The sequence below is a fragment of the Bosea beijingensis genome (assembly GCF_030758975.1).
In the GTDB taxonomy this organism is placed as follows: Bacteria; Pseudomonadota; Alphaproteobacteria; order Rhizobiales; family Beijerinckiaceae; genus Allobosea; species Allobosea beijingensis.
In genome coordinates this window covers 821,313-839,885 of the sequence record NZ_CP132359.1, presented here as the reverse complement: position 1 = coordinate 839,885, position 18,573 = coordinate 821,313, and the positions used below count along the sequence as shown (strand labels likewise).

General features: G+C 67.1%; 14 protein-coding genes. 7 read left to right on the top strand and 7 right to left on the bottom strand.

Features of this window, described 5'->3' with window-relative positions; genetic code table 11:
- Positions 1–3: 3 nt before the first annotated feature.
- A complete protein-coding gene (locus Q9235_RS04130; RefSeq protein WP_306225517.1) occupies positions 4–2,271 on the bottom strand; it encodes a TonB-dependent receptor in 2,268 nt (755 codons plus the stop codon).
- A gap of 246 nt (positions 2,272–2,517) precedes the next feature.
- Here Q9235_RS04130 and Q9235_RS04125 point away from each other — a divergent pair, with 246 nt between their 5' ends.
- The 7 genes from Q9235_RS04125 to Q9235_RS04095 all read left to right on the top strand — a co-directional run bounded on the left by Q9235_RS04125 (position 2,518) and on the right by Q9235_RS04095 (position 12,863).
- Positions 2,518–3,543 carry a helix-turn-helix transcriptional regulator gene (locus Q9235_RS04125; protein ID WP_306225516.1) on the top strand — a complete coding sequence of 342 codons (1,026 nt, stop codon included), beginning with the start codon at positions 2,518–2,520 and terminating at the stop codon, positions 3,541–3,543.
- 108 nt (positions 3,544–3,651) lie between these two features.
- Entirely contained in the window at positions 3,652–4,503 is an 852-nt protein-coding gene (locus tag Q9235_RS04120; RefSeq protein WP_306225515.1) for an ImuA family protein, read from the top strand.
- Entirely contained in the window at positions 4,409–5,953 is a 1,545-nt protein-coding gene (locus Q9235_RS04115) for a Y-family DNA polymerase (RefSeq protein WP_306225514.1), read from the top strand. Before Q9235_RS04120 ends, Q9235_RS04115 begins: the two co-directional genes overlap by 95 nt.
- Positions 5,950–9,366 (top strand): error-prone DNA polymerase, encoded by a 3,417-nt coding sequence (locus Q9235_RS04110; protein ID WP_306225513.1) that lies wholly within the window; start codon positions 5,950–5,952, stop codon positions 9,364–9,366. The genes Q9235_RS04115 and Q9235_RS04110 overlap by 4 nt, the downstream gene beginning before the upstream one ends.
- Before the next feature lie 154 nt (positions 9,367–9,520).
- On the top strand, positions 9,521–10,330 hold the full coding sequence (locus tag Q9235_RS04105) for a phosphoadenylyl-sulfate reductase (protein WP_306225512.1): 810 nt from the start codon (positions 9,521–9,523) through the stop codon (positions 10,328–10,330).
- Entirely contained in the window at positions 10,327–11,229 is a 903-nt protein-coding gene (gene cysD / locus Q9235_RS04100) for a sulfate adenylyltransferase subunit CysD (RefSeq protein WP_306225511.1), read from the top strand. The genes Q9235_RS04105 and cysD overlap by 4 nt, the downstream gene beginning before the upstream one ends.
- Positions 11,229–12,863, top strand: a complete 1,635-nt coding sequence (locus Q9235_RS04095) for a sulfate adenylyltransferase subunit 1 (protein WP_306225510.1) — start codon at positions 11,229–11,231, stop codon at positions 12,861–12,863. The genes cysD and Q9235_RS04095 overlap by 1 nt, the downstream gene beginning before the upstream one ends.
- On the opposite strand, the gene Q9235_RS04090 is transcribed toward Q9235_RS04095, so the two are convergent.
- From Q9235_RS04090 to Q9235_RS04065, 6 genes are all read right to left on the bottom strand, one after another.
- Complete coding sequence (locus Q9235_RS04090; protein WP_306225509.1) at positions 12,860–13,267, bottom strand: RidA family protein; 408 nt, start codon at positions 13,265–13,267, stop codon at positions 12,860–12,862. The genes Q9235_RS04095 and Q9235_RS04090 overlap by 4 nt on opposite strands.
- A 46-nt stretch (positions 13,268–13,313) precedes the next feature.
- On the bottom strand, positions 13,314–14,954 hold the full coding sequence (locus Q9235_RS04085) for a benzoate-CoA ligase family protein (protein WP_306225508.1): 1,641 nt from the start codon (positions 14,952–14,954) through the stop codon (positions 13,314–13,316).
- Positions 14,955–15,016: 62 nt separating this feature from the next.
- Positions 15,017–16,225, bottom strand: coding sequence for an acyl-CoA dehydrogenase family protein (locus Q9235_RS04080; RefSeq protein ID WP_306225507.1), 1,209 nt, complete (start codon positions 16,223–16,225; stop codon positions 15,017–15,019).
- Position 16,226: 1 nt separating this feature from the next.
- Positions 16,227–17,063: an enoyl-CoA hydratase family protein gene (locus tag Q9235_RS04075; RefSeq protein WP_306225506.1), complete on the bottom strand. Its 837-nt coding sequence runs from the start codon at positions 17,061–17,063 to the stop codon at positions 16,227–16,229.
- Positions 17,063–17,599, bottom strand: a complete 537-nt coding sequence (locus Q9235_RS04070) for a MarR family winged helix-turn-helix transcriptional regulator (protein WP_306225505.1) — start codon at positions 17,597–17,599, stop codon at positions 17,063–17,065. The genes Q9235_RS04075 and Q9235_RS04070 overlap by 1 nt, the downstream gene beginning before the upstream one ends.
- Before the next feature lies 1 nt (position 17,600).
- Positions 17,601–18,356: an SDR family NAD(P)-dependent oxidoreductase gene (locus Q9235_RS04065; RefSeq protein ID WP_306225504.1), complete on the bottom strand. Its 756-nt coding sequence runs from the start codon at positions 18,354–18,356 to the stop codon at positions 17,601–17,603.
- Positions 18,357–18,573 lie beyond the last annotated feature (217 nt).

Sequence of the window (18,573 nt, the reverse complement as noted above, 5' to 3'; positions counted from 1 at the left end):
GCGTCAGAAGGTCTTGCGGAAGCCGAGGGTGACGGTGCGGCCCCAGCCATAGTTCGGCAGGTTGCGCACCGAGGTCGCGGTCGGGTTCTGGTAGGCGCGGTCGAACAGGTTGTTGACCGCGACATAGGCCTCGCCCTCCCAGACCGGGGCGGTCAGCGCGACGTTCATCGTCGCCGCGCCCTTCAGCTTGTAGCGGGTGCCGCGCAGGTCGATCGCGACGTCGCGGTCCGAGAACGCCTCGCCCTCGACGCGGAACTGCATGCCGTTCACGAAGCGGTAGCTGCCATAGAGCATGCCGCGCCAGGGCGAGCCGATGCGGTTGTTCGGCAGGTTGCTGTCGAGCCGGCCGTCGCCGTTGGTGTCGTAGCGGCCCTCGCGCCAGGACAGGACCGTGCCCATGGTGAAGGCGTCGGTGATGGTGACGTCGCCGGTCGCCTCGACGCCCCAGATCCGCTCCTTCTGCTGCGACATCGTGTTGGTCACGGAATCGAAGGTGACGCCGTCGTCGGAGGTGCTGACGAAGCCGGTCAGCGAGCCCTTGAAGCGGTCATAGCTGCCGCGGATGCCGAGCTCGTAATTGTTCACGATCTGCGCTTTCGGCGCGATTGCCGAATAGCTGATCGTCTGGCGGTTGGCCGGCAGGCAGTTCGGGAGCTGCACCGGGCAGGCATATTGCGTCGAGATGCCGGCGCGACGGGTGAAGGCGCCGACATCCGGCAGAGCGAAGCCTTGCGAGAAGCCGCCGAAGATCTCGCTCGTCTCGGAGAGCTTGATCGTCGCGCCGAGATTGGCGGTCAGCGCCGAATAGTCGAAATCGCCGCCGAGCACGCGCAGCGCCGGCAGCACGAACGCCTGGTAGCCCTGCGCGTTGTTGGCGGCCACCGCAGCATAGGCGGCCGGGCGGGTATAGTCGTTCACCGAGAGCGAGAAATGCTCGTAGCGCAGGCCGCCGCGCAGCACGACGCGCTCGCCGATCGGGATCTGGAGCTGGCCGAAGCCGGCCGCCGTCGTCTGCTTCAGCGGCGTGAAGACATCCTGTCCGCTGGTCAGGGTCTGCCAGGTCTTCTCCTGGATCAGGTCGCCGCCCCAGGTCAGCTTGGCGCCGGGCAGGATCGCGTCGAGGGATGTGTCGATCGTGGCGTTCAGGCCGCCGCGCTGCGAATAGAGCGTGGTCTGGTTGTCCCGGCTCGTCGGCGAGAGCGGGTTGAAGGAGTAGTAGACCTGCGAATTGTAGGGGTAGGAGAAGGTCGAGTAATTGAAGCGCTTCTTGATGTCGTTGTAGTAGCCGAGCAGGCTGAGCTTGCCGAGCGCGAAATCGGCGTCGCTATAGCGTAGCGACACGGATTTGGTGTCTTCCAGCACACTTTCGCCGGTATAGAGCTTCGTCCGGTCCGGCCGGGCGAAGGGCGCGGCATAATTGGTCAGGTATTTCGGGTCCTGGTCGAAACCGATCCAGGAGGCGTTGAACTCGATGCGCTTGCCCCCGGCGAAATCGTAGCCGAGCTTGGCGAGCAGGTTCCCGGCTTTGTAGCGGTCGCCGCCGCCCTGGCCGAGCAGGCCGTCGGAAGGCAGTTCGCGACCGGCGCCGTCATAGGTACGGCCCGCGCCGCGGATCTGGCCGGAGAACAGGTAGTCGATCCCGTCAGGCACCTTGCCGGAGACCGTCACCGAGGCTTCCGGCGCCAGCGAGCGCCCGATGTTCTGGGTGAAGCCGCGGATTGCGGTGTTGACCGTGACGCGCGGCTTGCCCTCGGCCGCCTTCTTCGTGATGAAGTTGACCGTGCCGCCGGTGGCGCCTGCGCCGTACAAGCTGGATGCGCCGGCGACGAGTTCGATCCGTTCCACCGTGTTGAGGTCGATCAGCGAGAGGATGCGCGAGACATCGCGCAACGGCGTGTTCATCGGCACGCCGTCGATCATCACCAGGAGGTCGCGGCCGCGATAGTTCTCCGAGGCGCTGGAGACCGTCTGCGTCGACATCGAATAGCCCGGCACCAGCTTGCCGAGCGCGGCAGCGGCATTGGGGCTGAATTTCATCTGCTGCTCGATCTCCGTCCGGTCGATGACCTGGATGGATTGCGGCGTCTCGGCCGAGCTGCGTTCGGCGCGGGCGGCGGTCACCGTGATGGTGTCGAGATCGATCGTGGTCGGCGCGGTTGCGGTGCGGCCCGATGCAGCAGGGCTGCCGGACTGTGGCGAAACCTGCGCGACCGCCATCGAGGAGGCGAGGAGGGCAACGAGGCTGGTGGCGAGGCTGATCGGTCTGGTCATGGTTCTATCCGGCGGCGCCGGCCGCGGCATGCCCATGTGTTGGGCGCGGTGCCGATGCCGAACGGGTGACGATTTACTTGGAGAGCTTGAGAATTCGTTCTTTAGAATTATAGTAAAGTAGCTTGATTTCATTGCGGATTCGATCTTTGGTGAGATCCGTGATCGATTTCAGTTGTTGCTGTAATGATGTTTCTGCGGTGTAAGCTTGGACACCCGCGAACGCGCTATAGGACTGAGACGAATCCGGTGTCGAAAACGGGAGATGTGGCTGTCGCGACACGCCTTGGCCTGGAGGCCGCGCCGGAAGCGCGAAATTTCGTGCCGTTCTGGCTGGTCTCCGCCGATGTCGGCCGCGACGAGGCGAGCACGCTGTCGCGGCGCATCCTCGGCCGTAACGTGGCCCGCGAAGCCGCAGCGCCCGATCTGCCCTTGCCTTTCGACGCCCGCTGCGTGCTGACCACGCGTCCCGATATCGGCCTGCGCTCCTGCTTCGCGCCGGCTTCGCATTGGACCTGGCAGCGGGGGCAGGGCGAGGAGGGCGCGCGCTATTGCCTCGTTCGTCCGGCCGAGGGACGGGTGGTGATCCGTCAAGGTGACCGCCGCATCGCGCTGCGTGCCCGCGAGGCGGCGGTGTTCGCTCTCGACCAGCCGACCGAGTTCGTCTTGGCCCAGCCCGGCCGCATCGATGTGATCGAACTGGACTTGGCCTTGCTGCCATCGCTTGTGGACGATGCTGGGCTGATGCAGGTCATCCCGCGCTCGAATCCGGGCTTGCAGGCGCTGGCGCATTACGGCGCGCTCCTGCTGCGCGGCCTGCTGCCGTTGAACTCCGCGGAGCTTCAGGCCCTCGCCAAGGCCCATGTCCACGATCTCATCGGCGCGGCCCTCTCGGATCGCGAGCCCGCGGCGCCGGCTGCGATGGCAGATCGGCGGGCCGGTCGCCTCGCCGCGATCAAGGCCGATATCGAGGCGCGGCTGGAGCGGCGCGAACTCGGCGTCGAGATGATCGCGTCCCTGCACGGCGTCAGCATCCGCGTCGTCCAGAAGCTGTTCGAGGCCGAGGGGCGGACCTTCTCCGACTATGTCCTGGAGCGCCGGCTTGATCGCGCCTGGCATCGGCTGGTCACGGCGGAAGCGGGGAACCTGACCATCAGCGCCGTCGCCTATGAGGTCGGCTTCGGTGATCTCTCCTATTTCAACCGCTGCTTCCGGAAGCGCTTCGGCCGCCCGCCTTCGCAGATCAAGGCACAGGCGATCAGCGGCGAGACCTGATCCGCGTCACGCTCTGGCAGGGGCATGGGGACGGCTGGAAGACTCGACTCGCCTTCCGGCGGGGAGCGTTCTATAAAAGAACAAATAAAGAACAATTGCCTTGCCCCCATGCCCGAAACCGCCCCGACCCTGTCCGATCTGCGCCGCAGCCTCGCTGAAGCCGCTCTGCGGAGCGGCCCGGCTGCGGCTGGCCGGGTCAGCCTGGGCGTGCCTGCCGTGGATGAGGCCCTGAATGGCGGGCTTGCGCGGGCGGCGTTGCACGAAATCTACGCGGCCGAGGTCGCCGACCTCGCCGCCGCGACCGGCTTCGCGCTCGGCCTCGCATTGCGGGCGGGGCAGGCGGAGGAGAAACCCGCCGAACGCACCATCCTCTGGGCGCGGCAGGATTTCGTGGATGCCGAAGCCGGGCGGTTGCATGCGCCGGGGCTGAACGAACTCGGCCTCGATCCGGCGCGCCTGCTGCTGGTGCGGGCACGCGACGGCGAGGGCGTCTTGCGGGCCGGAGCCGAGGCGGCGCGCTGTGCCGCGCTGGGCGCCGTGCTGATCGAGCCCTGGGGCGAGCCGCGCCCTTTCGACCTGACGGCGAGCCGACGCCTCGCTTTGGCGGCTGAAGCCTCGGGCGTGCCGGTGCTGCTGTTGCGCGTGGCCGCCGCCGAGGCGCCGAGCGCGGCGCGCACCCGCTGGCAGGTGAGGGCGCTCGCCTCGCGGGCGCTGGAGGCGAATGCGCCGGGCGCCCCGGCTTTCGCCTTGAGATTGCTGCGCCAGCGCGGCGGCGCGGCCGAGCGTGAGTGGCGTGTGGAGTGGGACCGTGACCGACATTGCTTTGCGGAACGCAGCCTTTTCGATCGATCTGCCCGGACAGACCATGCCGCGCCGCTATCTCGCCCTCTGGTTCCCCTTCCTGGCGACCGACAGGTTACGGCGGACGGGCGCGATTCCGACCTTCGGCGCGCCGGCTGAGAAGCCGCATGTGCTGACCGAGATGCAGGGCAATGCCTTGCGCATCGTCGATTGCGACAGCCGCGCCGTCGCTCTCGGCCTGACGCGGGGGATGACACTGGCCGATGCCCGCGCCCGCATCCCCGATCTCGTCGCGCTGGAGACGCAAGCCCTGGCCGATCGCGAATTCCTCGAAGCCCTCGCCGGTTTCTGCGACCGCTTCACGCCGCTGGTCGCCCTCGACGAGCCTGACGGCCTGATGCTCGACATCACCGGCTGCGCCCATCTCTTCGGCGGCGAGGCCGGGCTCGGCAATCTGGCCGGTCGCTCCATGCAGCGGGGTGGTCTCAAGCTGAAAGCGGCCATTGCCGGCACGCCCGATGCCGCCCGCGCCTGTGCGCGGCATGGCCGCGGCGGCATCGTCCCGCCCGGCCAGGAGGAGGCGTGGCTCCGCCCCCTGCCGACTGCCGCGCTCGATACCGACGCCGAGACCGTGATCGCGCTCTCGCGCGCCGGCCTGAAAACGCTGGCGCATCTCGCGGAGCGCCCCTCCGAGGCCCTCTCCGCCCGCTTCGGCGAGGCGCTGGCGGTCAAGCTCCGGCGCATTCTCGGCCATGAGGACCGCCGCATCACGCCATTGCGTCCGCCGCCCGATTGCGTGGTCGAGCGCCAATTCGCCGAGCCTTTCGCCGATACCGCAAGCCTCGAGGCCGTCGTCGTCAGGCTGATCGGGGAGGCGGCGCGGGTGCTGGAAGCCCGTGGCGAGGGCGGGCGGATCTTCGAACTCGGCTTCTTCCGCAGCGATGGCGCGGTGCGCCGCCTCGCCATCGAGACCGGCCGGCCGTCGCGCGATGCGAAAGCGCTGCTTCGGCTCTATCGCGAGCGCATCGAGACCCTGGCCGATCCGCTCGATCCGGGCTTCGGCTTCGATGCGATCAAGCTCGCTGTGCCGCTTTGCGAACCGCTCGACACGCCCCAGCACAGCCTCGATGGCCGCGCGGTGGAGGAGGAGGCGGTGGCCGATCTTGTCGACCGGCTGGTCACCCGCTTCGGCCGCGACCGGGTGCTGCGCTTCGCGGCGCAGGACACGCATCATCCCGTCCGCTCCGCCAAGGCGCTCTCCGCCGCTGCGCCATTGCCCGAAGCATCCTGGCCTGCGCCCGAGCCGCAGGAACCGCCGGCCCGTCCGCTCCAGCTCTTCGAGCCGCCGCAGCCGGTCGAAGCCATTGCGGAGGTGCCGGACGGCCCCCCGATCCGCTTTCGCTGGCGTCGCCTCACCCATGACGTCGCTCGCGCCGAAGGCCCCGAGCGCATCGCACCCGAATGGTGGCGCGACGGCTCGGATGAGCCGATGCGCGATTATTACCGCGTCGAGGATGCTGAAGGGCGCCGCTTCTGGCTCTACCGGATCGGCTTCTATGAGGCCGACAGCGCCCCGCCGCGCTGGTTCCTGCACGGGCTCTTCGCATGAATCAGAGTGGGAGCCTCTTCGCCGAACCCGTTGCCGCCTCGCATTTTTCCTTCCTGCGCGGCGCCTCGCCGGGGCAACATATGGTGCTGACTGCCCTGCTGGTCGGCTATTCCGGTATTGGCATCGCCGATCGCAACACGGTGGCGGGCGTGGTGCGGGCCTGGGCGGCGCTGAAGCAGTTGCGCGAGGACGGTTTGCCGGCGCCCGACAAGATACGGGAAGGCGGCAGTCCCGGCGAATATTACTGGGCCGAGAATCCCGAATTCGACGCCTTGCCTTTCACGCCAGAGGAGATGAAGGCAAAGGCGGAGCGTTTCAAGCTTGCGACCGGCACGCGTCTCGTCTTCGCCGACGCCACGCCGGACATCGTTGCCTACCCGGCCAATCGCGCCGGCTGGGGCCGGCTCTGCCGCCTGCTCAGCCATGGCAACCTGAAGGATGGTGTCAGGAAGGGCGAATGCCAGCTCGTTCTCGACGACCTCCTCAACGATGCCCGCGACCTGCTGCTGATCCTGATGCCCGCGCGCAGCCTCGACGGCCTGCCCGCATTGCTCGCCCGGCTGGATGATGCAGCGCCCGGCGCTGTCTGGCTCGCCGCCAGCATGCACCGGCGCGGCGACGACCGCCGCCGCCTCGCGCGTCTCAAGGCGATCGCCGCTGCGACCCGCACGCCGCTGATCGCGACCAATGACGCGCTCTACGATTCCATCGCGCAGCGCGACCTGCAGGATGTGCTGACCTGCATCCGCGAGGGCACCACCATCGAGCGGGCCGGGCGCCTGCTCGAATCCAATGCCGAGCGCCATCTCAAGCTGCCGCAGGAAATGGCCCGTCTCTTCCGGGATGCGCCCGAGGCCATCGCCGAGACGCAAGCCCTGTTCTCCCGCATCGAGTTCGACCTCGGTCAGCTCAAATACGAGTACCCTGACGAGCCGATCCCGCCCGGCTGGAAGGATCAGGACTGGCTGGTGGAGCTGGTCCGTCGCTGCTGCCTGATCCGCTATCCCAAGGGTGTGCCGGAGAAGGTCGAGAAGCTGCTGGCGAAGGAGCTCGATCTGATCGGGAAGCTCGGATACGCCCGTTACTTCCTGACGATCCGCCAGATCGTCGAATTCGCCGAGAGCAAGGGCATCCTCTGCCAGGGCCGCGGCTCGGCCGCCAATTCCGCGGTCTGCTACGTCCTCGGAATCACCGCCGTCGACCCGGCCGAGAACGACGTGCTCTTCGAGCGCTTTATCTCGACCGAGCGTAAGGAGCCGCCCGATATCGATGTCGATTTCGAGCATGAGCGGCGTGAGGAGGTGATCCAGTGGATCTACAAATTCTATGGCCGTGAGCGTGCCGGCATCGCTGCGACCGTGATCCATTACCGGCCGCGCAGCGCCATCCGGGAGGCCGGCAAGGTGCTGGGCCTGACCGAGGATGTCACCGCCCGCATAGCCGATACGAATTGGGGGAGCTGGGGCAGCGAGATCGGCGATGCCCGCGTCCGCCAGGCCGGGCTTGATCCGACCAATCCGACGATCCGCCGCGCCGTCGATTTCGCCACTCGCCTGCTCGGCTATCCCCGCCATCTCTCGCAGCATGTCGGCGGCTTCGTCCTGTCGCGCGGGCGCCTCGACGAGACCGTGCCAATCGGCAACGCCGCGATGGAGGACCGCACCTTCATCGAATGGGACCGCGACGACATCGATGAATTGCGTCTGATGAAGGTCGATGTGCTGGCATTGGGCATGCTGACCTGCATCCGCAAGGCGTTCGACCTCATCAGGGAGAACGGGGGCAAGGATTACGCGCTCGCCGACCTCAAGGATGGCGACGAGGCAACCTACGACATGCTCTGCGAGGGCAAGTCGCTCGGCGTCTTCCAGGTCGAGAGCCGCGCCCAGATGAACATGCTTCCGCGGTTGAGGCCGCGGGAATTCTACGATCTCGTCATCCAGGTCGCGATCGTCCGCCCCGGCCCGATCCAGGGCAACATGGTCCATCCCTACCTGAAGCGACGGGCCGGGATCGAGGAGGTGACCTATCCCTCGCCATCGCCGGAGCATGGGCCGCCGGACGAACTCTACGAAGTGCTGAGGAAGACTTTTGGCGTCCCGCTCTTTCAGGAGCAGGCGATGCGGCTCGCTATGCAGGCAGCCAAATTCACGGAGCCTGAAGCCAATGGCCTTCGCCGGGCGATGGCAACCTTCCGTAATGTCGGCACGATCCATCATTTTCAGGACATGATGGTCGAGCGTATGGTTGCGCGCGGTTATGAGCGCGATTTCGCCCAGCGTTGTTTCGAGCAGATCAAGGGCTTCGGCAGCTACGGCTTCCCGGAAAGCCATGCGGCTTCCTTCGGAAAGCTGGTCTACATCTCTTCCTTTCTGAAGAAGCATTACCCGGCGGCTTTCGCTGCCGCCTTGCTGAACTCTCAGCCGATGGGCTTCTACGCTCCCGCCCAGATCGTGCGGGAGGCGGAAGAGAACGGGGGCGTCGAGCCGCGGCCGGCCGATGTCAATTCCAGCTTTCTGGACAACAGCTTGGAAGCCGTTTCGGAATCAAGTTCTTACCGTGATCGGCCTCACCGGCCGAGCAAGCGTGACCCCTTCGCACTGCGCCTCGGCTTCCGCCAGATCGACGGCTTCAAGGATGAGTGGGGCAAGGCCATCGCCGGAGAGCGCGAAGCGGGCGGCCCCTATCGCGACGTCGAGGAATTGATGCGCCGGGCCAGTCTCCCCGCCCGTGCGATGCGCCTGCTCGCCGATGCCGATGCCTTCCGCTCGCTGGGTCTCGATCGTCGCGAGGCGCTCTGGGCCGTGCGCCGCCTGCCGGACGATCCCGTTCTGCCGCTCTTCCAGGCCGCGCAGGCGCGCGAGCTGGGCTCGGAACGGAGCATGGCGTTGCCGGTCATGCCGCTCGCCGAGCATATCGTCGCCGATTACCAGACCGTTAGGCTCTCCCTGAAGGGCCACCCGATGCAGCTCTTGCGTCCGCGTTTCCGGCGCGAGGGCGTGCTGAGCTGCGCCGAGACCGAGGCGAAGCCGGATGCCGCCTTCGTCCGCACGGCGGGAATCGTGCTGGTGCGCCAGCGGCCGGGCAAGGGCAACGCCATCTTCGTCACGCTGGAGGACGAGACCGGCATCACCAATGTCGTGATCTGGGCGCGATTGTTCGAGCGCTTCCGTCGCGAGGTCATGGGCGCGCGATTGATGCTGGTTGAAGGCCGGGTGCAGAAAAGCGTCGAGGGCGTCACTCATCTCATGGCCCAGCGCATCGCCGACCGCTCGATCGACCTGCTCTCGCTCTCGGATACCCATCGCGCAGAGGTTCCGATGCCCATCGACGAACTCAAGAACCCGCCGCTGCCCCGTCATCGCCACCCGCGCAATGTCAGAATCCTCCCGAAGTCGCGGGATTTCCATTGAGTTTATGCTGCTATGCGGCCCGGAAAGCGTCCGTCAAAACAAACTTCTCCAACAGAAGTGAAATAAGAAAAAACACGCTACCTCCTGTAAATTGAACCTTTGCCGCCATGGGTATAAGTGGTTCGTTCGATTTACCGAACAGGCGGCCACGATCATGGCGAACGGCTTCGGCTCGGACCAACTCACGGCGGCACCGCCGTCGGAGACATTGCTGACGCACCGTGCCGCTGCACTGGATGACGTGTTCGGCGAGGCGGATGTGCCCGGGCGCCTTGCCGGCATCGTCGCGGAAGCGAACGGGCGGGTTGTCTTCACCACCTCCTTCGGCCTCGAAGACCAGGTTCTCACCCATTTCATCGCAACCGCGAAGCTGCCGGTCGCTTTCGCGACGCTCGATACCGGCCGACTCTTCCCCGAGGTCTATGCGCTCTGGCAGGAGACCGAGGAGCGCTACGGCATCCTGATCCGCCCCTATTATCCGCGCCATGACACGCTTGAACTCCATGTCCGCCAGAACGGCATCAACGGCTTCTACGCCTCGCGCGATGCCCGCAAATCCTGCTGCGACATCCGCAAGGTGGAGCCGCTTGGCCGGGCGCTCGCCGGTGCCGATACCTGGCTCACCGGCCTGCGCGCCGATCAATCGGCGGCGCGGGGCGGGGTGAAGCTGGCGGAGGCCGACATGGCGCGCGGCCTCGTCAAGGCAAGTCCGCTGATCGACTGGACGCGCGAGCGCGCGCTCGCCTTCGCGCATGAGAACGGCGTGCCGATCAACCCGCTGCACGCGCAGGGTTTCGTCTCGATCGGCTGCCAGCCCTGCACCCGCGCTATCCGCCCCGGCGAGCCCGAGCGGGCCGGGCGCTGGTGGTGGGAGGACGACGCGGCCAGGGAATGCGGTCTGCATGTCGGGCCGGACGGAAAGCTGGCGCGCCTGAAATCTGTCCCGGCGGAGGCGCAGGCATGATCCAGCTCAGCCATCTCCAGAAGCTCGAGGCGGAGGCGATCTTCATCATCCGCGAGGTCGCCGCGACCTGCGACAAGCCGGTGCTGCTCTATTCGATCGGCAAGGACTCCGCCGTCCTGCTGCATCTCGTGATGAAGGCCTTTCATCCCGCAAAGCCTCCATTCCCGCTGCTCCATGTCGATACGACCTGGAAATTCCGCGAGATGATCGCCTTCCGCGACGAGACTGCGCAGCGGCTCGGGCTCGACCTGATCGTCCATATCAACCGCGAGGGCGTCGAGGCCGGGATCAATCCCTTCACCTCCGGCTCGCGCGTCCATACCGACGTGATGAAGACGCAAGGGCTGAAGCAGGCGCTCGACCTCTACAGGTTCGATGCGGCCTTCGGTGGTGCGCGCCGTGACGAGGAGAAGAGCCGGGCCAAGGAGCGCGTCTTCTCGCTGCGCAGCCCTGAGCATCGCTGGGACCCCAAGAACCAGCGCCCGGAGCCCTGGCAGCTCTTCAACACCCGCAAGCACCGCGGCGAGAGCTTTCGGGTGTTTCCGCTCTCGAATTGGACCGAGCGCGACGTCTGGGACTACATCGCGCTGGAGAACATCCCGGTCGTGCCGCTCTATTTCGCTGCGCCCCGCCCGGTCGTCCGGCGCGACGGCGCCTGGATCATGCGCGACGACGAGCGCATGGAATTGCTCCCCGGCGAGACCGTCGAGACGCGCACCGTTCGCTTCCGCACGCTCGGCTGCTACCCGCTGACCGGCGCGGTCGAGAGCGAAGCGGCCAATCTCACCGACATCATCGCCGAGATGCGCTCGTCGCGATCCTCCGAGCGGCAGGGCCGCGTCATCGACCATGACGGCTCCGGCTCGATGGAGCAGAAGAAGCAGGAAGGCTATTTCTGATGGGCTTCGCGCTCGCCAAAAAGAAGACACTGAGGCCGGCGCAGGCCCCGCTTCCGGCTAACGATGCACCAGCTTCATCCGAAACCGGCCAGCATTCACTGCTGCGCTTCATCACCTGCGGTTCGGTCGATGACGGCAAGTCGACCTTGATCGGCCGCATGCTCTACGAGGCCGGCGCGGTCTTCGACGATCAGCTCAGCGCACTCGACAACGACTCCCGCAAGTTCGGCACGCAGGGCGAGGCGCCTGATTTCGCGCTGCTGGTCGACGGCCTTTCGGCCGAGCGCGAGCAGGGCATCACCATCGATGTCGCCTATCGCTACTTCGCGACGCAGACGCGCAGCTTCATCGTCGCCGACACGCCCGGCCACGAGCAATACACCCGCAACATGGCCACCGGCGCCTCCACCGCCGATCTCGCGATCATCCTGGTCGATGCGCGCAAGGGGCTGCTGCCGCAGACGCGCCGCCACTCCTTCATCGTCTCGCTGGTCGGCGTCCGCCATGTCGTCGTCGCCATCAACAAGATGGACCTGGTCGGCTATGACGAAGCCGTCTTCGAGCGGATCGCGGCGGACTATCGCGCCGCGGTGCAGAGCCTCGGCTTCGCTTCGATCCGCTTCGTCCCGGTCTCGGCGCGGGACGGCGAGAACGTCATGCGCCCGTCCACGCTGATGCCGTGGTATGACGGCCCGGCGTTGCTGCCTTATCTCGAAAGCATCGCGATTGCGCGTGCTGTGCCGGCCGAGGAGGGCTTCGTTCTGCCGGTGCAATGGGTCAACCGGCCGGATCTCGATTTCCGCGGCTATGCCGGCACTCCGGTTACCGGCCGCGCCCGTGCCGGCGATCCGGTTATCGCATTGCCTTCCGGCCGCATCAGCCGCATCGCGCGCCTGATCGGCGCCGCGGGCGAGGCGAGCCAGATCGCTGCCGGCCAGGCCGCGACGGTGACGCTGGAGGACGATATCGACATCTCGCGCGGCGACGTCATCGCCGCCGCCGGCATGGCACTGCCGGTCAGCCGGGGGCTGAAGGCGCGCCTGCTCTGGACCGGCGAGCGGGCCATGCTCGAAGGCGGCCAGTTCCTGGTGAAGCTCGCGACGCAGAGCGCCAATGCCACGGTCGAGACGCTGCATCACAGCATCGATATCGAGGGCTCCCAGCCGCTGCCGGCGCAGAGCCTGGGCATGAACGGCATCGGCCTCGTCACGCTGCGTCTCGACCGGCCGCTGGTTTCGCTGCCCTATGCTCGCAGTCACGAGCTCGGCGGCTTCATCCTGATCGATCGCATCACTAACGAGACGGTGGCGTTCGGCTTCGTCGAGCCGGGCGAGGGCGAGGCTCGACAGGTTGTGGGCGAGGGCGGGGTTCTGGAGCGGACCCGGCGCGGCGTCCTCCGCGTCGTCGGAAGGCGTGGCACGCCGGATCGCCGGGTCTGGCTCGCGGGCGTGAGCTGGCGGGTCCTGAGCACGGCAGGGCTCTTCGCGGCGGCCTTCGCGTTGACGGCAAACGTTCCGGCTTCGCTCGCGCTCGCCTTCGGTGACATCCTGCTGCGGCCGGGCTTGCGGGCGCTGCATATGCGGCTCTGGCGCAAGGCGCCGATCGGCACCTTGCAGGACGGCGCGGGGATCTAGCCTCCAACCACCGCCGTCGCCTCGATCTCGACCATCGCCTCGGTCTCGACCAGCGCAGTGACCGCGACCACGGCCATCGCCGGGAAATGCCGGCCGAAGACCTCGCGATAGACCGGCCCCATCTCCTTGAGGCTGGCGCGATACGCCGCGATATCCGTGACGTACCAGGTCAGGCGCACGATATCCTCGACGCGCCCACCGCCGGCCCCGACCACCGCCTTGATGTTGATGAAGGTCTGGCGGAGCTGAGGGATGAAACCCTTGGCGAAGACGCCCTGCGCGTCCCAGCCGACGAGCCCGCCGGTCACCAGAACGCGGCCTTCCGCCACCATGCCGTTGGCATAGCCGCGCGGCTGCGGCCAGCCCTCGGGCAGGATGGCGCGGGATTGCGGAAGTTCGGACATGGCGTATCGCCTCGGTTTCGGCCGTTCGGGCTCTGTTGACGGGAAATCAGCTTTCGCCCTGCGCCATCTGGCGCAAGGCGAAGCGTTGCAGCTTGCCGGTCGCGGTCTTCGGCAGGACCGGAACGAATGCGATGGCGCGCGGATATTTGTAAGGCGCGATGCCGGCCTTCACATGCTCCTGCAGCGCCTTGGCCAGCGCGGCGTCGCCGGTGATGCCTTCTCGCAGCACGACGTAGGCCTTCACGATCTGCCCGCGCTCGGGGCAGGGCGCGCCGACCACGCCGCATTCGGCCACGGCCTCATGGGTGAGCAGGCAGGCTTCGACCTCGGGCCCCGCGATATTGTAGCCGGCTGAGACGATCATGTCGTCGGAGCGGGCCTGGTACCAGAAATAGCCGTCCGCATCGCGCAGATAGGTATCGCCGGTGATGTTCCAGCCGTTCAGGACATAGACCGCCTGCCGCGGGTCGGCGAGATAGCGGCAGCCGGTCGGGCCACGCACGGCGAGCCGGCCCGGCGTGCCGTCCGGCACGTCGCGCCCTTCGGCATCGACGACCTTGGCTTCGTAGCCCGGCACCGGAAGCCCGGTCGCGCCCGGCCGTATCGCCTCCTGCGGCGCACCGATGAAGATATGCAGCATCTCGGTCGCGCCGATGCCGTCGAACAGCTTCATGCCTGTTCGCGCCAGCCAGGCGTCGAAGGTTGCCTTGGGCAGCGCCTCGCCGGCCGAGACACAGATGCGGAGCGAGGCGATGTCGCGCCCGTCGAGCTTGTCGAGGATGGCGCGGTAGGCGGTAGGCGCGGTGAAGACGACGCTGACCTTGTGGCGCTCGATTGCGTCGATCAGGTCGGCCGGGCCCGCCTTCTCGGGCAGTACCATCGCCGCTCCTATCCGCATCGGGAACAGCACGAGCCCGCCGAGCCCGAAGGTGAAGGCGAGCGGCGGCGAGCCGGTGAAGCGATCATCCGGCGAGGCCTTCAGCACGCGGGCACCGTAGCAGTCGCAGATCGCCAGCATGTCCTGGTGGAAATGCATCGTGCCCTTGGGCTCGCCGGTCGTGCCCGAGGTGAAGGCGATCAGGCAGACATCGTCGCGGGCGGTGTCGACGGCCTCGAAACGCTCGTAGCCCGGTTGGGCCATCAGCGCTTCCAGCTCGCTGCCGGCGCTGCCGAAGGCGACGATGCGGGCAAGCTCCGGCACCTGCATCTTCGCGCTTTCCAACTCGGCCATGAGGCGGTGGTCGCAGAACGCCATAGCGATCTTCGCTTTGCGCAGCGGATAGGCGAGCTCGCCCGCCCGCAGCATCGGCATGGTCGCGACGGCGACGCCGCCGGCCTTGATGACCGCGAGATAGGCGGCGACCATCATCGGCGTATTGCCGGCGCGCAATAGCACGCGGTGGCCGCTGACCATGCCGAGATCGCGGGTCAGCACATTGGCGATGCGGTTCACCTTGTCCGCGAGATCGGCATAGCTCCAGTGCAGGTCATTGGCGATCACCGCCGTGCGCCCGCCGCGCCCCTCGACGATGTGTCGGTCGAGCAGTTCGGCGACGCAGTTCAGCCGCTCGGGATAGGCGAGCCCTGCTTCTTCCAACCTCAGGTCGGGCCAGCTTGCGCGCGGCGGCAGGTTGTCCCGCGCGAAGCTGTCCTGATGCCCCGATCTCGCGAATCCGGTTGCTGTCATGCTGTTCCCCTGCGCGAGCCGGATTCGATCAGGTCCCCTCGGCCTGATCGGCGAATCCGCCTCTAACGATCTGCTCTTCCGGCCTGTGCTTTCAGCAGGTCGCGCGCGATCACGACCTTCTGGACTTCCGAGGCGCCCTCGTAGATGCGCAGCGCTCGGATTTCCCGGTACAACTCCTCGACCTTGACGCCCTTGGTGACGCCGAGGCCGCCATGGATCTGGACGGCCCGGTCGATCACCGTCTGGGCGTTCTCGGTCGCGACGAGCTTGGCCAGCGCCGCCTCGCGGGTGACGCGGGCCGCACCGCGATCCTTGGTCCAGGCGGCGCGGTAGACGAGGAGTGCGGCGGCATCGACCTCGGCGGCGCTCTCGGCGATCGCCGCCTGCGAGAGCTGGAGATCGCCGAGCGTGCCGCCGAAAAGCTTGCGGCCATTGGCGTGTTCAAGCGTCTCGTGCAGCGCGCGCCTCGCGAAGCCGAGCGCGGCGGCGCCGACCGTCGAGCGGAAGATGTCGAGCGTGGCCATCGCGACCTTGAAGCCATCGCCCGGCCCGCCGATGCGGTTGTCCAGCGGCACGCGGCAGTCCTCGAAGCGCAGCGTCGCCAGCGGATGCGGGGCGATCACCTCGATGCGTTCGGCGATGGTCAGGCCGGGCGTGTCGGCCTCGACCAGGAAGGCGGAGAGCCCGCGCGCGCCCGGCGCCTCGCCTGTGCGGGCGAAGACGACGTAATGGTCGGCGATGCCGCCATTCGAGATCCAGCTCTTCTCGCCATCGATGCGGACATGCGTCTTGCCTTCTGGCGTCGCGGTTGTCGCCATGGCGGCGACGTCGGAGCCGGCTTCCTTCTCGGAGAGGGCGAAGGCGGCGATGCGCTTGCCGGCTGCGACATCCGGCAGGATGCGCCGCTTCATCGCCTCGGAGCCGGCGATCGAGATAGCGCCGGTGCCAAGCCCCTGCATGGCGAAGGCGAAATCGGCGAGCCCGTCATGCGCGGCCAGGATCTCGCGGGCGAGGCAGAGCGTGCGGACATCAAGCTTTTCGGACGAGCCGCCATAGGCCGCCGGCACCACAGCCTTCAGGAAGCCCGCAGCGCCGAGCGCCGCGACACGCGCCCGGCAGGCCTCGTCGACATCATCGGGAGGCAGGTCGGCAAGGTAGGAATCGGCCCAGCCGGAAAGCTCGGTCGCGAAGGCGCGATGGCTCTCCCCGAAGAACGGCCAGTCCAGCGTGTCGCCGAGGATGTCGAGGCCGAGAGGAGAAACACTGCCCATCTCAGTTGCCCTCGAAGACCGGCTTCTGCTTCGCGGCGAAGGCGTGATAGGCGCGGGAAAAATCCTCGGTCTGCATGCACAAGGCTTGCGCCACGGCCTCGGCCTCGATCGCGCTCTCGACCGACATCGCCCATTCCATTTCGAGCATGCGCTTGGTCATGGCGTTGGCAAAGGTCGGGCCGTCCGCCAGCTCGGCGGCGAGCGCCTGCGCGTCCGACAGCACGGCCTCGGAGGCGCAGATGCGGTTGAGGAAGCCCCAGCGCTCGGCTTCCTCGCCCTTGAGTACCCGTCCGGTATAGAGCAGCTCAGCGGCGCGGCCCTGGCCGATGATGCGCGGCAGCATCGCGCAGGCGCCCATGTCGCAGCCGGCGAGCCCGACGCGATTGAACAGGAAGGCGATCTTGCTGCTGGCCGTGCCGAGCCGCAGGTCGGACGCCATGGCGACGATGGCGCCGGCGCCGGCGCAGACGCCGTCGATCGCGGCGATGATCGGCTGCGGGCAGGCCCGCATCGCCTTGACCAGTTCGCCGGTCATCCGGGTGAACTTGAGCAGGTCCTTGGTCTCCATCGCGACCAGCGGTCCGATGATCTCGAAGACGTCGCCGCCCGAGGAGAAATTGCCGCCGGCGCCGGTGACGACGATCGCCTTGACCTCTTCCTCCTTCTGCGCGGCGAGGAAAAAATCCGTGAGTTCGCGGTAGCTTGCGAAGGTCAGCGGATTCTTTTTCTCAGGCCGGTTCAGCGTCATAGTCGCGACCTTGCCGGAGACCGAGAGGCTGAAATGCTCCGGCGTGAATCCGGCGAGCGGAAGGGTCGTGGCATTGGCGATCTCGCCCATCAGGCATCTCCCTTGGCGGCGTCGCCGGCCCGCCCCGCGATGGCGCGATGCAGCGAGGTCTTGGTCTCTCCGAGCAGCCTGAAGAGCTGCGCGATAGCGGGCTGGTCGAGCCCGGCGAACAATTCCGCGATCCAGTCCTCGTGGCGCTCGGCCATGGCGCGGAAGACCTTGCGGCCCTGTGCCGTCAGGGTGAGGATCTGCACGCGCCGGTCCTGCGGGGCGGAGCGCTTGTCGACGAGTCCGTCCGTGACGAGTCCCGCGACGACGGCGGTGACGTTGCCGTTCGAGACCATCAGCCGCTGCGAGACCTCGCCGACCGTCATGCCCACCGCGGTCTTGTCGAGCTGCGCCATCAGGTCGAAGCGCGGCAGCGTCGTCTTGAACTCCTCGCGCAGGCGATTACGGATCTCGGTCTCGATCAGGGTCGAGCAGGTCAGCATCCGCAGCCAGAGGCGCAGTTCGTCCTTGTGGTCGCCGGGGCGCTCGCTGGCCTTGGTCTCGCGGTCCAGCACCAGGACGGAGGAGGGCGTTTCCATCTCAGAACTCTCCGCCGTTGATCATCAGCGACTGGCCCGTGACGGCGTCGCTGCCCGGCCCGCAGAGATAGAGCACGGCCGCCGCGACCTCTTCCGGCGCGATCAGCCGTCCTTGCGGATTGTCCTTGATCATCGCCGACAGCGCCTCTTCACGGCTCTTGCCGGTCTTGGCCGCGACATTTTCGATGCTGGCGGTCGCCATGTCGGTATCGGCATAGCCCGGGCAGACGGCGTTGACGGTGACGCCGGAGCGCGCGGTCTCCAGCGCCAGCGACTTCACCAGCCCGACCACGGCATGCTTCGCCGCGGTATAGGCGCTGACATAAGGGTAGCCGCGATGCCCGGCGGTCGAGGCAATGGCGATCAACCTGCCGCGGCGGTGCTCCAGCATGGCCGGCAGCGTGGCGTGGAACAGGTTGACCGTGCCGATCAGGTTGATGTCGAGCATCCGGCGGAAGCGCTCGCCGTCGCTGCGCATGAACGGCCCGGTCTCGACCGCGCCGGCATTGGCGATGGCGATGTCGAAGAATTGTTCGCGGCCGAGCTGGCTGAGCGCCGCGGAAACCGAGACTTCATCGCGCACGTCGCAAGTGGCCCAATCGGCTGCCACGCCGGCAGCGATGGCTTCCCGCAGGGTCGCCTCGTCGCGCCCGAGGATGCTGACCCTGGCTCCAGCCGCCGTCAGCGCGGCGGCGATGGCCCGGCCGAGGCCGCGTCCGCCACCCGTTACCAGTGCGCGCTGTCCCTGCAGTGTCATGGCCGCTCGACCTCCGGCAGCAAATATATTTTAAGTCTGAAGGAATTTGCAAGCGGGCTGATGAGGACGGCCGGGCAGGGGGATTTCGCAGTGCAAAACTAGGCGCTCTACGGAGCGCTTTGCAGGACAGAGCGGTCACATTCCCGTCGAGATGGGCGCAAAAGCCTCTTGAGGTCAAAAACATTTTAGGCTTAAAATAATTTCTCAAGCCGGGTCG

Bases quoted from the DNA above. Each gene is read 5' to 3' on its own strand.
- Q9235_RS04130 (WP_306225517.1), bottom strand. From the start codon at position 2,271: ATGACCAGACCGATCAGCCTCGCCACCAGCCTCGTTGCCCTCCTCGCC.
- Q9235_RS04120 (WP_306225515.1), top strand. From the start codon at position 3,652: ATGCCCGAAACCGCCCCGACCCTGTCCGATCTGCGCCGCAGCCTCGCT.
- Q9235_RS04115 (WP_306225514.1), top strand. From the start codon at position 4,409: ATGCCGCGCCGCTATCTCGCCCTCTGGTTCCCCTTCCTGGCGACCGAC.
- Q9235_RS04110 (WP_306225513.1), top strand. From the start codon at position 5,950: ATGAATCAGAGTGGGAGCCTCTTCGCCGAACCCGTTGCCGCCTCGCAT.
- Q9235_RS04105 (WP_306225512.1), top strand. From the start codon at position 9,521: ATGGCGAACGGCTTCGGCTCGGACCAACTCACGGCGGCACCGCCGTCG.
- cysD (WP_306225511.1), top strand. From the start codon at position 10,327: ATGATCCAGCTCAGCCATCTCCAGAAGCTCGAGGCGGAGGCGATCTTC.
- Q9235_RS04095 (WP_306225510.1), top strand. From the start codon at position 11,229: ATGGGCTTCGCGCTCGCCAAAAAGAAGACACTGAGGCCGGCGCAGGCC.
- Q9235_RS04090 (WP_306225509.1), bottom strand. From the start codon at position 13,267: ATGTCCGAACTTCCGCAATCCCGCGCCATCCTGCCCGAGGGCTGGCCG.
- Q9235_RS04085 (WP_306225508.1), bottom strand. From the start codon at position 14,954: ATGACAGCAACCGGATTCGCGAGATCGGGGCATCAGGACAGCTTCGCG.
- Q9235_RS04080 (WP_306225507.1), bottom strand. From the start codon at position 16,225: ATGGGCAGTGTTTCTCCTCTCGGCCTCGACATCCTCGGCGACACGCTG.
- Q9235_RS04075 (WP_306225506.1), bottom strand. From the start codon at position 17,063: ATGGGCGAGATCGCCAATGCCACGACCCTTCCGCTCGCCGGATTCACG.
- Q9235_RS04070 (WP_306225505.1), bottom strand. From the start codon at position 17,599: ATGGAAACGCCCTCCTCCGTCCTGGTGCTGGACCGCGAGACCAAGGCC.
- Q9235_RS04065 (WP_306225504.1), bottom strand. From the start codon at position 18,356: ATGACACTGCAGGGACAGCGCGCACTGGTAACGGGTGGCGGACGCGGC.